The 13678-nt window shown below is 43.0% G+C and carries 12 protein-coding genes and 1 riboswitch; of the genes, 10 read left to right on the top strand and 2 right to left on the bottom strand.

Annotation, left to right across the window (positions count from 1 at the left end):
* The first annotated feature begins 198 nt into the window (after positions 1–198).
* The 7 genes from KHM83_RS01050 to KHM83_RS01020 all read left to right on the top strand — a co-directional run bounded on the left by KHM83_RS01050 (position 199) and on the right by KHM83_RS01020 (position 8849).
* Positions 199–615: a MaoC family dehydratase gene (locus tag KHM83_RS01050; protein WP_213235089.1), complete on the top strand. Its 417-nt coding sequence runs from the start codon at positions 199–201 to the stop codon at positions 613–615.
* 53 nt (positions 616–668) lie between these two features.
* Positions 669–1805: an acryloyl-CoA reductase gene (gene acrC, locus KHM83_RS01045; protein ID WP_213235038.1), complete on the top strand. Its 1137-nt coding sequence runs from the start codon at positions 669–671 to the stop codon at positions 1803–1805.
* 8 nt (positions 1806–1813) lie between these two features.
* The gene (locus KHM83_RS01040) at positions 1814–2608 is read left to right on the top strand and encodes an electron transfer flavoprotein subunit beta/FixA family protein (protein WP_213235037.1); all 795 of its coding nucleotides are present in this window, start codon (positions 1814–1816) and stop codon (positions 2606–2608) included.
* A gap of 14 nt (positions 2609–2622) precedes the next feature.
* Positions 2623–3660, top strand: coding sequence for an electron transfer flavoprotein subunit alpha/FixB family protein (locus KHM83_RS01035; protein WP_213235036.1), 1038 nt, complete (start codon positions 2623–2625; stop codon positions 3658–3660).
* A 155-nt stretch (positions 3661–3815) separates the two neighbouring features.
* The gene (locus tag KHM83_RS01030; RefSeq protein ID WP_213235035.1) at positions 3816–5216 is read left to right on the top strand and encodes a sigma-54 interaction domain-containing protein; all 1401 of its coding nucleotides are present in this window, start codon (positions 3816–3818) and stop codon (positions 5214–5216) included.
* Between the two features lie 251 nt (positions 5217–5467).
* A riboswitch (Lysine riboswitch) is annotated at positions 5468–5648 on the top strand.
* A gap of 106 nt (positions 5649–5754) precedes the next feature.
* Positions 5755–6642 carry a 4-hydroxy-tetrahydrodipicolinate synthase gene (dapA, locus tag KHM83_RS01025; protein WP_213235034.1) on the top strand — a complete coding sequence of 296 codons (888 nt, stop codon included), beginning with the start codon at positions 5755–5757 and terminating at the stop codon, positions 6640–6642.
* Positions 6643–7046: 404 nt separating this feature from the next.
* Positions 7047–8849 carry a BCCT family transporter gene (locus KHM83_RS01020; RefSeq protein WP_213235033.1) on the top strand — a complete coding sequence of 601 codons (1803 nt, stop codon included), beginning with the start codon at positions 7047–7049 and terminating at the stop codon, positions 8847–8849.
* A 252-nt stretch (positions 8850–9101) separates the two neighbouring features.
* Here KHM83_RS01020 and KHM83_RS01015 read toward each other — a convergent pair whose 3' ends face one another.
* Together KHM83_RS01015 and KHM83_RS01010 are read right to left on the bottom strand one after the other, a co-directional pair.
* Complete coding sequence (locus tag KHM83_RS01015; protein ID WP_213235032.1) at positions 9102–10097, bottom strand: LolA family protein; 996 nt, start codon at positions 10095–10097, stop codon at positions 9102–9104.
* Positions 10098–10250: 153 nt separating this feature from the next.
* Positions 10251–11027: an AraC family transcriptional regulator gene (locus KHM83_RS01010; RefSeq protein ID WP_213235031.1), complete on the bottom strand. Its 777-nt coding sequence runs from the start codon at positions 11025–11027 to the stop codon at positions 10251–10253.
* A 442-nt stretch (positions 11028–11469) separates the two neighbouring features.
* Here KHM83_RS01010 and KHM83_RS01005 point away from each other — a divergent pair, with 442 nt between their 5' ends.
* From KHM83_RS01005 to KHM83_RS00995, 3 genes are all read left to right on the top strand, one after another.
* Positions 11470–11877, top strand: coding sequence for a DUF2000 domain-containing protein (locus KHM83_RS01005; RefSeq protein ID WP_213235030.1), 408 nt, complete (start codon positions 11470–11472; stop codon positions 11875–11877).
* Between the two features lie 115 nt (positions 11878–11992).
* On the top strand, positions 11993–12589 hold the full coding sequence (locus tag KHM83_RS01000; RefSeq protein WP_213235029.1) for a lactate utilization protein: 597 nt from the start codon (positions 11993–11995) through the stop codon (positions 12587–12589).
* Positions 12590–12629: 40 nt separating this feature from the next.
* Entirely contained in the window at positions 12630–13571 is a 942-nt protein-coding gene (locus KHM83_RS00995; protein WP_213235028.1) for an ornithine cyclodeaminase family protein, read from the top strand.
* Positions 13572–13678 lie beyond the last annotated feature (107 nt).

Here is a 13678-nt window from a genome sequence, read left to right as displayed (position 1 = left end):
AATATTGAGACAAAAATGGGTGGAATAGATGACCATCAAACACATGCTAAAAATGTCGCGAAACAAAGTGGCTAAGGCAAATCACAGAAGTATACACACTGTTGTGACAACTGCCGAACAAACAGATAATGGCGCAAATACACGTGTATTTGCATTGTGAAAGGAGCAAATCATATGACTTTATTTAGAGACCCATCAATGGACGGTTTTACACTGGCAGAAATGTCAATTGGCGACAAAGCATTTATAGAAAAGACAATTTCTGAGTTTGATATCTATAGCTTTGCAGGTGCAACAGGGGATTTCAACGTCGCACACATCAATGCAGAGCGTGCAAAAGAAAATCGATTTGGTGTACGAATCGCACATGGTGCTTTAACAGCCGGTTTAATTTCAACTGTTGTTGGGATGAAGCTGCCCGGTGAAGGCTGCCTCTATATCAGCCAAAATTCTAAATTCGTTAGACCTGTTATGATTGGTGATACGATCCACGCAGAAGTTGAAGTCATTGCCAAATTGGAAGAAAAAAATCGTGTGGTTTTAAAAGCAACTTGTACAAACCAGCGAGGTGAAGTGGTATTGGCCGGCGAAGCAGTCATGATGCCTAAAAAATAGGCTAATCGGTTAACGATATCTTGAGCAGTTAGATTATCAGAAGGAGAGCGGCAATGGATTTTAAATTATCAGAAGCACAGGAAATGCTAAAGAAGGTGGCAAGATCGTTCGCAGAAAACGAAGTGGCACCAATTGCAGCCGAAATTGATAAGACGGGACGATTTCCTAGAGAGACATTTGAGAAGATGACAGAAGTGATGTTTACTGGGATTGGAACGCCTGAAGCGTATGGCGGTGCAGGCGGCGGCGATACAGAAAAGGTCATCATCGTATCGGAATTGGCGAAGAAGTGTGCGGCAACAGCAGCCATTCTCTCAATTCACACAATCTTTGCACAAGTCATTCAAAAATACGGAACAGAAGCACAAAAGGAAAAATACTTGCCTCAGGTTGCAAGTGGCGGCTGCTTAGGCGCTTTTGCCCTGACAGAGCCAAACGCGGGTTCTGATGCCGGCGCGGCAAAGACAACCGCTGTATTAGATGGCGATGAATACGTTTTAAATGGGACAAAGTGTTTTATATCAGGTGGTGGACAGGCACAGTTTGTGGCAGTCTTTGCACTCACCGATCCTTCAAAGGGGCTTAAAGGTCTCTCGTGTATCGTCGTCGAAAAGGGAACGCCTGGTTTTACCATTGGTAAAATTGAAGAAAAAATGGGCATTCACGGTTCAGAAACAGTCGAACTCATCTTTGACAATTGCAGAGTGCCAAAAGAAAACTTGGTTGGCAAGGAAGGCAAGGGGTTTGGGATGGCCATGGTGGCACTGGATGGTGCGAGAATCGGCGTTGCGGCACAGGCACTGGGTATTGCCGAAGGTGCGCTGGAAGAGAGCGTCAAGTACATGAAAACGCGCGTTCAATTTGGCAAGCCCCTAACGGCACTGCAAGGGCTCACATGGTATATCTCGGATATGGCGACAAAAGTAGAAGCGGCAAAATGGCTTGTTTACTATGCAGCTTACTTAAAAGAAACTGGGCAGCCGCATACAAAAGAAGCGGCAATGGCGAAGCTGAATGCATCAGAGACAGCGAGATTTGTGACCAATCTGGCGCTGCAGATCCACGGTGGCTATGGCTATATGCAAGACTATCCACTGGAAAGAATGTACAGGGATGCGAAAATCACAGAAATTTATGAAGGTACTTCTGAAATTCATAAACTTGTCATATCGAGATCTGTATTGAGCTAGGAGGAGACATGAAAATTATCGTATGTTTAAAACAGGTACCAGACACCAATGAAGTTCGAATCAACCAGGAGACGGGAACCCTGATCAGAGATGGTGTTCCGAGCATTATTAATCCCGATGACAAAAATGCACTTGAGGAAGCACTTCGCATTAAAGCGGCACATGACTGCACGGTTACCGTGCTCAGCATGGGACCGCCTCAGGCAAAGAATGCATTAAAGGAAGCGCTTGCAATGGGTGCTGATGAAGCCATTCTCTTAAGCGACCGAGCTTTCGGCGGTTCAGACACATGGGCGACAGCAACTGTGCTGGCAGCAGCTATTGAAAAAGTTGGATCTTACGATGTAATTCTGTGCGGCAGACAAGCTATTGACGGCGACACGGCGCAAGTAGGACCAGAAATTGCAGAATTCTTGAATATACCGCAAGTGACCTATGCTAAAAAAATTGATTTCAAAGATGGCAAAGCCATTGTGACGCGGTACACGGAGACCGGAGACTACGTTATCGAGAGTAAAATGCCAGTATTACTAACCGCAATCAAGGAATTAAATGTTCCGAGATACCCAACGGTCAAAGGCATTCTCAACGCTTATTCACCCGGCAGTGACAATATTAAGGTGTGGGGCATTGACGACCTAACCATTGATGCGACCCAAATCGGTTTAAAAGGATCGACAACAAATGTGTATAAATCCTTTGTCCCGACGAAATCCAAAACAAATGAGATGATTGATGGCCTGAACGGCAAAGAAAAAGCGGCAAAACTCATTGGCAAACTATCAGATCTGAAGTTAATTTAGGAGGCGGAACATTGATGAGGCGAAAAGTAAATCAGGCAATCAATCTCAGTGATTACAAAGATATATGGGTGATTGGTGAACAAAGAGAAGGCAAGATTCATCCGGTGACAACGGAATTAATCGGTGAGGCCAAAAAGCTCGTCGAGGGAACGGCTAATCAAGTAATGGTTGTCATAGCAGGGCATAACATTGAAGCAGAAGTTGAGAAACTTTTATATTATGGTGTTGATAAAGTTTATTACATCAATTCACCCCTCCTTGAGACATTCTCAACAGATGGGTATTCAAAGGCGATTGCCGAATTGATTCTTGAGAAAAAACCTGAAATTGTGCTGGTCGGTGCGACTTCTATCGGCAGAGATATCGGGCCAAGGCTTGCTGCCAAAATAGGAACCGGCCTCGTTGCCGACTGTACAAAACTGGAGATAGATCCAAGTGACGGGAAACTGCTGCAAACCAGACCCGCATTTGGCGGTAATCTCATGGCGACGATTATCTGTCCAATAAACCGACCGCAAATGGCAACGGTAAGACCGGGTGTCATGAAAAAAGCTGTTCACGAGGCCAACGCTGTCGGTGTGGTTGAAAAGATTTCTCCAACTTTAAAAGATGAAGATATTGTGGCTAAAGTCGTTGAAATGATACCAAGCGGTAAAAAGCGTATCAATTTGACGGATGCGAAAATTATTGTCTCTGGCGGTCGAGGGATCAAAGGACCGGAAGGATTTGATCTCATCAAAGCACTCGCCGACAAATTGGGCGGCGAAGTGGGGTCATCCAGAGCATGCGTGGACTGCGGCTGGATCGATCATATGCATCAGGTCGGACAAACAGGTACGACAGTAAGACCGGTTGTCTATATCGCATGCGGTATTTCTGGCGCGATACAGCATCTTGCCGGCATGAGTGATTCCGATTACATCATTGCGATAAATACAGATCCAGAAGCACCTATTTTTAAAGTTTGCGATTATGGTATTGTCGGTGACCTTAAGGAAGTGATTCCTGCAATGATGGAAGAAGTGGATAAATTGAAAGCATTTGAACTGTAAAATGACGTATCCTAAAAGTTACTTATGATCTAAAAAAGGCTGTACAGCCTTGAAATGACTGGTCTTGAAGTTTTCTCAGCCAATTGATATACTGATAAAGTAGGCAGATACTTAATGTATTTGCCTGCTTTAAAATTTTATTTGGGGCTGGGAAAATGGATTGGGATGCGAGATATAAATACATATTTAATCAAATACTCAATATGACGGATGACGGGTTTATCGTCGTCGATAAAGACGGTGTTGTAACAGATATCAATGACCAGTACTGTGACTTTCTGGGTATTAATAAAAGTCAGGCAATTGGCGGCTGCATTACGAACATTATTTCCAATTCCAAGATGATTGATATCGTTAAAAACGTTTATAATGAAGAAGGTGTAATTCATAAGTTTGTAGAAGGTGAGACCAAGGACAAAGACAATGATTTTCTGCTCGTCAGCCGCTCCTGTGTTCTGGATGAAGATGAAGAAGTGGTTGCCGGTGTTGCGCAGGTGAAATTTCGATTTAATACGCTCGACTCTGCAAAAAAACTAATGAAGGAATACATGGAACTTGAATTCTTTAAAGAAGAGTACAATAAGATCAACAATAAGAAATTTAGCTTTGATGAAATTGTCGGCAGAAACAGCAAATTTCTTGAAATGAAAAAAACGGCCTACAAAGCATCGAAAAATGCTTTCCCCGTATTGATTACCGGAGAGTCCGGAACGGGGAAAGAAGTCTTTGCCTGTTCCATTCACTACAACAGTGCTCGCCGTGACAAGCCAATGGTAAGTATCAACTGTGGTGCCATTCCCTATGAACTTTTAGAATCTGAATTATTTGGCTATGAAGAGGGCTCATTTTCAGGTGCTATTAAGGGCGGAAAAGACGGCAAGTTTATTCAGGCGGACGGTGGAACGATTTTTCTAGATGAAATCGGCGATATGCCCATAAACATGCAGGTAAAACTGCTACGGGTTTTGCAGGAAAATGAGGTCGATAAAATTGGCGGTAAATCGCCGATTCCCATTGACGTCAGGGTTATTGCTGCGACGCGGCGCAATTTAATCGAAATGGTGAAGCAGGGCAAGTTCAGAGAGGATTTGTATTATCGGCTCAACGTGATAAATATCGAGATGATTCCGCTGAGAAACAGACCCGAAGATATCGACTTATTTTCCAGTTATTTTCTCTCGATGCTCAATAACGAATACAAGTCCATTGTAACGATCACAGAAGAAGCCAGAGTCTGTTTACAACACTATGCTTGGCCCGGCAATATACGGGAATTGAACAATGTCATTAAGAGTGCTTACGCAACCTGTGATGATTTTGTCATTCAATTGACTGATCTGCCCTCGAAAATGGTCACTAAACACAACGTGCAAAAATCAAATGGCCTCGATAACCATCTTTTGAAGAACATGGTAGAAGAGTATGAAAGCTCTATTATTAAAGAATATTTGAGGAATTGCAACTGGAACTGCATGGAAGCTTCAGAAAAGTTGGGGATTCACAGGAGTCTGCTGTATAAAAAAATTCATAAGTATGGGATAGAATTAGAAAAATAATTGATGTCATTGACTTATTGATGTCATTGACTTAAGGAAACGACAATAAAATTTGAATGGTGTCATTTTCTTATTCATAAACGACAAGTGTTTCACCTTAAAGTGATTGGGAAGACACTTGTTTTTTTGCGTTTATTAAACCCTTAGAATGCTTCAATAATGTATTGCTAAGAGATACAACCGCCTCGTGTAAACATTTGGTGATAGGTATTGACATTCATACAATGAACCGTTAGTATAGTAGATAACTCAATAAAGGTAGAGGTGCACCAATGATAAGTAAGCGTTTTGATGTATGTGGGTACATTTGAGAAGCGCAGAAAGGCAAAGGTGCCGAAGTGCGTAATGCCCACGTCATTACAATCTGGTTGGTCTGTTAACAGCAAGCCAACTGTCATAGGCTGAAAAAGCATATGGAGTGCTACTGATGATTTATTTAAATAATGATGATTCGTCCACAGCTAGTACTCTCTCTGGCTGTTTTTTTGTGCATGAAACAAAGAAACAACAACCGATCACAAATGAAGAGGAGAATAAAATGGCACTTTTTAAAGGCTCTGGTGTGGCCATCGTTACACCGTTTAAAGAAGATTTAACTGTTGATTACGACCGATTGGAATCACTTATTCAATTCCAAATTGAAAACGGTACAGATGCGATAATCATCTGCGGTACAACCGGTGAAGCATCGACACTGACCGATGATGAGCAAATTGACTGTATTGCGGCAGCTGTAAAATATACGAATAAGCGCGTCCCTGTTATCGCAGGAACCGGCAGCAATGATACGAGACATGGGATCAGCCTTTCACAAAGAGCTGAGGCCGTCGGTGCGGATGGGCTCTTACATGTAACACCATACTACAATAAAACCAGCCAGAAAGGGCTTTATGAGCACTATAAGGTGATTGCTGAATCTGTGAGCATTCCAATTATTCTTTATAATGTACCGAGCAGAACGGGGATGAACATTTTGCCTGATACGGCATTAAAACTTTCAGAAATTGATAATATCGTCGCGATTAAAGAGGCGAGCGGCAATATTGCACAGGTTGCTGAGCTCGCACAGAAATGTGCCGGCAAACTGGATATTTACTCCGGCAATGACGATCAAGTATTACCATTGCTGTCACTGGGAGGAGTGGGCGTCATCTCTGTTGCTGCAAATGTTATACCAAAGGAGATGCACGATATGGTCGCTTTGTACTTAGAAGGCAATCATCAAGGGAGCTTAGCGCTTCAACTTGACTGCCTGCCGCTGATTAATGCGCTCTTCTGCGATGTTAACCCAATACCGGTGAAGTCAGCGCTTAACATTTTAGGCGGGGATTTGAGTTCAGGACCGTGTAGAGCACCACTTACGACGTTGGAACCGCATCATCAAGAGATGCTCACGAATCTTCTGAACCAATATTTTAAACGTTAAACGAAGTGCGCAGTGATTGGCATTGAAGCGAAGTTAAGCATTTTAACCCGAGTACTTCGCCAAAGAAATTGCATCATTCAAATTTTAATCCTTTACGACAATAGGTATTATTTTCATAAGATGGGAACACACATATTGTAGCAAAGGCTCAACTGAAGGCAATGATACAATTACCTTTGTTGAGGAAATTGCATATAAAGAAAACCCTTTTGCATTACGACGATCGCGTATGTTAGATAAAGCATGTGATTTTACGTGTTTTATGGTGCAAAGGGGTTTTATTTTTTTATGATGAGTATGAAAAGAGCTGTGGCATAAATGCGTTTTTTACTTGCAGATTTGACAAAATGATTGTTAAACATTTAAACTATTAGTGTTGCAGTAGAAAAGGAAGTGAAGACATATTGGAAGATGAAAGAAAAAGAAGACTTGAATCAAAGCGGGAATTGGCTAAAAAACTAAAAAAAGCTGAGACCGAAGCAAGAAAAAAAGCAATCAAAAATAGAAAGCAGTTTAAGGGACTTCAAATTAGACCAACGGCATCATTGTTTGATGATGCGGGGAAACAGGAACCCGGTGAAAACAACTGGTCAGGTTATGGGTTTGATGTACATCCCCAAGTGACCTTTGCCTCTGCCATTATAATGGTTGTTTTTATTGTGCTGACATTGCTTTATCCAGAGTCAGCACAGACATTATTTACGAATTTAATGCAAAACATTACTAAAAATGCCGGCTGGTTTTTTGTCATGGCGGCAAATATCTTTATCATCGCGGCACTCTATTTTGCCTTTGGCAGTTACGGCAATATTAAAATCGGCGGCAACGACGCTCAGCCTGAATTTAGTAAATTTGGCTGGTATGCTATGCTGCTCAGTGCCGGCATGGGGATTGGACTGCTCTTTTGGAGCGTCGGGGAACCGGTTAGCCATTTCTTATCACCATCACCAATGTTTGGCAATATCGCCGCAGGATCACCGGCAGCAGCACAGGCGGCTATGGTGACGACCTTTTTCCACTGGGGTATTCACCCGTGGGCAATTTATTCAATCGTGGGCTTAGGCCTCGCCTTTTTTGCCTACAATAATGGCTTGCCGCTTACGATTAGATCAGTTTTTTACCCTTTGATCGGCAATAAGATTTATGGGTTTTGGGGTAACGTCATTGATGTATTATCTGTTTTAGCAACGCTTACAGGTTTGGCGACTTCATTGGGATTAGGCGTATCACAGGTAAATGCAGGTCTTAATTTCCTGTTTGGCATTAAAATGAGCCTTGGCATACAAGTGGTTCTCATTGCTGTTATTACAGGTATGGCAACGACTTCTGTCGTTATGGGACTCGATGGCGGCGTTAAGCGGTTAAGTGAGCTCAATATGGGACTAGCCGCAATTTTTATGTTGATCATTTTAATTGTTGGACCTACCGTTTTTATCTTAAGTGGGTTTACACAAAATATTGGTGCTTATTTATCCAATATTATTGAAATGAGTCTCTGGACTGAGACATTCCGAAATACGAATTGGCAGGGTGCATGGACTATTTTTTACTGGGCTTGGTGGATCTCTTGGTCACCATTTGTCGGCATGTTTATCGCAAGGATTTCCAAGGGACGTACTGTGAGAGAATTTATCCTTGGGGTTATGCTGATTCCAACACTTTTGTCTTTTTTCTGGATGAGCGTTTTTGGCGGAACAGCGATTTATTTACAGATGAATCAGATTGGCGATATTGCAGGTGCCGTCTCACAGGATGTGGCAATTGCTTTGTTTGCAATGCTCGAACATCTGCCTGCAACCCGTTTTCTCTCCATTATCGGGATTATTCTCGTAACGGTGTTCTTTGTAACTTCTTCGGATTCGGGCTCGTTAGTCGTTGATCACCTTACCTCAGGCGGTAAACTGGATTCACCTATTCCACAAAGAGTCTTCTGGGCTGTCATGGAAGGGGTTGTTGCGGCGGCACTGCTCATGGGCGGCGGACTGACGGCACTTCAAACGGCATCGGTGATGACGGGATTGCCATTTGCCATTATTCTCATAATATTGGTCTATTCGCTGAAGCTGGGGCTTCAGCAGGAGTATGAGGTTGAAGAGGCCGTCCGGCGAAGGCTCCGTGAAGTGGAAGAAGAACATTTTCTCAACGAAGCCGTTGCCATTGCCGTTCAAGAAGAGATCAATGCAGAACTGGAGAACAGGGAGCTGTAGTGGAAAGTGGTTATGCATGAGTGTTAACTGTGATTTGCGTAATGATCTTACGTGCAAACAAGTGAAGTATAAAACGCATTGGTATACGAAGCTAATGAACGTGAAATAATAACAATGAAATAAATAACAATGAAAAGAATAGCAATGGAAAGAATGTAATATGAAAAGGGCAGAGATTCATGGAATCTCTGCTCTTTTTTATATTGCATGAAGTTTTATGCAGTCATTAACGCCGGTAAAAAAACACTGTGATTAGCCACCTAGGTTTGTCAAGTCAATGATCTCTGCACCAGCAGGAAACGCAAAGACACTATCGTCAACGTCATTGATGATGAGATTTCTAAATGCCATTACGGCTGAATTGCCGTTTGCCTCTGTTGACATTTGCACCACCAGCCCATAGGTATCCCAGATGTAAAGCTCAGTGGTAAAGCCGGGAATTTCACTTTTGAAAATATGCACGGTTTTACCGTCAAAGGTTTCGGTTCCTTTATAGTGCATGGCGTCAATTGCATCGGGTTCAAGCTGTTCTACTGCGGTAAATGGTGTTACCATTTCCATGGTCTCCGTGGCAGGTGTGACCATAAGCTGATTGGAAGCCTTGGTATAGACGCCTATTTTGCCGCTGTCGCCTAGATAATAGGTAATCATGTTATCATCCTCTGCTACAAAATTTGTCGCATTGGCGGCATAATGGAGGCTGCCTGCTTCCATGCCGTTCGTGTTCATGTAAAGATCAAAGGCATAGCTTTGAATAGCGTCGTGATTTGCATTCAAAAGTGTATCAATGGACAGTGCTTCACTGCCGGATGCAGGGGCATAACCGATAGGCTCAAAACCATCTGCATCGGAAACCGTTTGCGTGTCATTTTGTGTGGTTAAATGATAGCCTGCCGGCAGTGTGCCAATGTCTATTTGGATCGCAATGGGTGCCGCTGCTTCAATGAGAAAAGTGCCGTCATCTGAGGATGTAACGATGCTGCCGCTATATATGATGTCAATGCCCGATAAGCCGATTTCATCCGCATCAAAAATCTGATTTTCATTGAGGTCTTCAAAGATAATGCCATTGACTTCAATGCTCTGAGCGCTTTCCGCGGTTGATTCAGCCGTACTGTTTTCAGTGGCGCTCCCTGTGCTGTTTGATGGACTGTTTTCTGGCCGGTCTGTATTTGAATCGGTATTGCCGCATGCTGATAATGTGAACATCAATAAGCATACAAATCCTGTTAACACTGATTTTCGCATGTATTCACCTCCATGCTAATCCATTACCCGTTTTGACAGTCAATTAACGAGATGAGCATGGGGCTAACCGCTTATTTTTGGCAAATACGCAGTACCAATTTTATCATGTATCATGTGATCATAAATGTAAGAAAATCGCTTTTCCGATAACGATCAGATCAGCGATTTTGCATAAGTGTTGGCGGTGACGCCATAAGTGTTTTTAAAGTGCTTATTCAGATGTGAGAGATCGACAAAGTGTTCTGCAGTGACTGCCGTGTAGACTTCTTTTGTTTCTTCGATCAGTTTTTTAGCGCGTGATAGTTTACAGCTTAAATAGTACTGATAAGGTGATAGACCGACGGCTGCTTTAAAAATGCGAATCATTTGATACTTGGACATGCCAACGGCTGTGGCAACGTCATCAAGCCGCAGTGGTTCACCTTCGGTATTTCGAAGTATCCATTTGATCTTTTGGATACGCTGATGCTCGCGGTTGATTTTTGCATCCGTCATCAAACCGCCCAAGTGGGCGCCAAGCAGGGTAAATGCATCATCACAGAATGCAGGATCACAATCATTTAAAATGGTAAAGGCAGTATTATAAACCAGCCGCTCAAGTGTTTTGTCGTATACAACTGAATCCTTAAAATAATGGGGTTCATTTGTATCTAGGATTGCTTTCATTTTGGATTCATCGACATAAATCATAACGTAGTCCAGCCTTTGATGCTCATGTGCCCAGCCGTCATGGACAAAACCGGGATGAAAGAGCATTACACCGTGCGGACATGATGCATGAATGCTGCCTCTGGAAGAAAACTTCTGAATGCCGTCTAGTGTAACGCCCAGTGCATATTCATCATGAGCATGTTTTTTATAGGAAAATTCATGAAAGCTGGCCGAAAGTGCCGTAATGCCGGAAGCTTGTTTGTAGACAAACTGATTCATACTCATCACCTCCCAAAAGGTGTCTTGCAATGCGTCCGTGGATATAACAACCATATGCAGCATACGAGCGGAGAGGCATCACAATAAAAGATAATAAAAGCAAAAGTGTATTTGGCACTATTGTATACTATTTGTTAGTTAAAATGCTAGTACATTATTGCGGATGCGATGGTGATGTGTAAGGTGCTTAATGTAAACTTAATGTTTGTCTAAAAAACCAAATGCCTAAAAACAATAAGCCAATAAGCCAATAAACCAATAAGTCAATAAGTCAATAAACTAGTAAGTTAATAAACCAGTAAGTTAACAATTCAAAAACGTGTAAATGCCGCAGTGGCGCAATATTTTACTAGACAGCCGCTGTCAGGCGGTTATAATTAGCCATAAAAACACAGCGCTTTTAATGACTTGAACAGCATTAATAGGACTTGAGGAGGCGGCAATGAAATACGATACAAAAGTGGTTATGATTATTGAAGAAAATTTGGCAATGTGGCAAAAGTTAAATGTTACGGCGTTTTTAGCAACGGGGATTGGCGGCACACAGCCTATCATTGGCGAGCCTTATCAAGACGGTGACGGCATCACCTATTTGCCGATGTGCAGGCAGCCAATTATTCTGTACACAGCAACTGCGGGAAAAATGAAAGAAATCTTGATAAAATCATTCACAAAGGAAATTCAGTCTGTGATTTATACGGAAGAACTTTTTGAAACAAAAAATGACATGGCGAACCGTGCAAAGGTGGCCGAGTTCAAAACAGAAGCGCTCAATCTTGTGGGTGTCGGTTTGTACGGTAAGAAAAATCAGATTGACAGAATTGTCAAAGGACTCGAACTGCATCCGTAAAGACAGCGGTTAGATGCGATTTTTTGTCAAGATTGTCTCGTTTTACTGATATAATAAAGGCGTATATGATATTCGATTATTAGACATATTGGGCAGGAAAGTGAGGAAGTGCAGTATGGGTATTTTTACAGAAGTGGAGAAACAGCTTAAAGTTAGGGGCTATGCCGTGCAGACATTTTCAAGCGGTGCAGAGGCCGTCGACTATTTAAACCGTGTGGTTGATGGTGTAACTGTTGGTATTGGCGGGTCGGCAACGGTGAAAACGCTTAATGCATATACGGCGTTAAAGGCACACAATACGGTTTATTGGCACTGGGAGCAGGACGCTGATGAAGCGCGCCAAAATGCAATGACAACGGATGTTTACTTGGCGTCTGCAAATGCGCTGGCTGAAACAGGAGAAATCGTCAATATTGACGGCAAGGGCAACCGCGTGGCATCAATGCTGTTCGGGCACAAAAAAGTTTATTTTATCATCGGGCGCAATAAACTTGTGCCAACCTATGAAGAAGCTGTTTGGCGTGCTAAAAATATCGCAGCGCCAATTCGGGCACAGCAGATGAATATGAAGACGCCATGCGCCATTAAAGCAGATAAGTGTTACGAATGCAACAGCCCTGACAAAGTGTGCCACGGCATGGTGACGCTTTGGGGGCCAATGATGGGCTCGGCAGCAGAAGTGCTTTTAATTGATGAGGATTTGGGCATCTAATTGTCCAATAACGGCTTTGAAAAAGAATTGGAGAAGCGAGATGAAAATTGTAACCGCAGAAGCAGTACGTGAAAAATTAACCATCCCTAAGTGCATGGCGATTATGCGCGACGCACTGTGCCAATTAGAAACTGGCGAGGCACAGCAGCCGCTGAGAACGGTTGAAATACTTCCAAATGGCGAGGCTTTTGGTTTTATGCCCGCTTATCTGGGGAATACGGATTATTTTGGTGCGAAAATACTGACGGCATTTCATGCCAATATGGGAACGAATTACCCAAGTCATATGGGTTATGTCATGCTATTTGAATCCGTTCACGGCGCTTTTGTCGGTATGGCTGATGCTACAGTAATTACTGAAGTTCGAACGGGCGCTGTTTCCGGTGTTGCAACTGACTTGCTTGCAAGGAAAGATGCCAACACTTTGGCTTTGATCGGTGCCGGTGCTCAGGCGCGGTCACACCTTAGAGCAGTTTGTGAGGTGAGGTCGATCAAAACGGTTTATGTCTATGATCTTTCAGAAGCGCGATCCAAGACATTTATAGATGAAATGACTTCAGAATATCCGCAGCTGGAATTTCATGTTGCTAAGACGGCAAAGGAAGCTGTTGCAGATGCAGATATCATTTGTACACTGACGCCGAGTCAGGCACCTTTTTTAGAATCGCAATGGGTGAAACCGGGAACACATATTAACGCCGTGGGAACGTTCAGTCCGACGACACGGGAAGTGACCAGTGAGCTCGTCGCCAGATCGAAGTTTTATGCAGACCAAGTTGAGGCGATGAAACGTGAATGCGGTGAATACCTTATTCCCAAAGCGGAAGGGCTTATTGATGAAACACATATTAGAGGTTCGATTGGCGCGCTTTTGCTGGGACGCATTGAGGGCAGAACCAGTGATGAAGAGGTAACGCTGTTTGATGCTTTGGGGCTGGCGGTTGAAGATGTCGCCTGCGCGCGATATCTCTGTGTGGAATAAATCAAAATTTCTATGCGGCGACAGACTTAAAGGCATGAGAATGATTAGATGCTTACACATAAAATAAAGAGCCGACCTGTTCTGAATGACAGGCATTCCAAATGTTA

This window comes from Fusibacter paucivorans (assembly GCF_018390735.1).
Lineage (GTDB): Bacteria > Bacillota > Clostridia > Peptostreptococcales > Acidaminobacteraceae > Fusibacter > Fusibacter paucivorans.
Note: the sequence above shows the minus strand (reverse complement) of the source record. Positions and strands in the feature narration are given on the sequence as shown.

What these genes read in the sequence shown, in the direction of transcription:
- KHM83_RS01030 (WP_213235035.1), top strand. Translation starts at nt 3,816, where the DNA reads ATGGATTGGGATGCGAGATATAAATACATATTTAATCAAATACTCAAT.
- KHM83_RS01010 (WP_213235031.1), bottom strand. Translation starts at nt 11,027, where the DNA reads ATGAATCAGTTTGTCTACAAACAAGCTTCCGGCATTACGGCACTTTCG.
- dapA (WP_213235034.1), top strand. Translation starts at nt 5,755, where the DNA reads ATGGCACTTTTTAAAGGCTCTGGTGTGGCCATCGTTACACCGTTTAAA.
- KHM83_RS01050 (WP_213235089.1), top strand. Translation starts at nt 199, where the DNA reads ATGGACGGTTTTACACTGGCAGAAATGTCAATTGGCGACAAAGCATTT.
- KHM83_RS00995 (WP_213235028.1), top strand. Translation starts at nt 12,630, where the DNA reads ATGAAAATTGTAACCGCAGAAGCAGTACGTGAAAAATTAACCATCCCT.
- KHM83_RS01000 (WP_213235029.1), top strand. Translation starts at nt 11,993, where the DNA reads ATGGGTATTTTTACAGAAGTGGAGAAACAGCTTAAAGTTAGGGGCTAT.
- KHM83_RS01015 (WP_213235032.1), bottom strand. Translation starts at nt 10,097, where the DNA reads ATGCGAAAATCAGTGTTAACAGGATTTGTATGCTTATTGATGTTCACA.
- acrC (WP_213235038.1), top strand. Translation starts at nt 669, where the DNA reads ATGGATTTTAAATTATCAGAAGCACAGGAAATGCTAAAGAAGGTGGCA.
- KHM83_RS01035 (WP_213235036.1), top strand. Translation starts at nt 2,623, where the DNA reads ATGAGGCGAAAAGTAAATCAGGCAATCAATCTCAGTGATTACAAAGAT.
- KHM83_RS01040 (WP_213235037.1), top strand. Translation starts at nt 1,814, where the DNA reads ATGAAAATTATCGTATGTTTAAAACAGGTACCAGACACCAATGAAGTT.
- KHM83_RS01005 (WP_213235030.1), top strand. Translation starts at nt 11,470, where the DNA reads ATGAAATACGATACAAAAGTGGTTATGATTATTGAAGAAAATTTGGCA.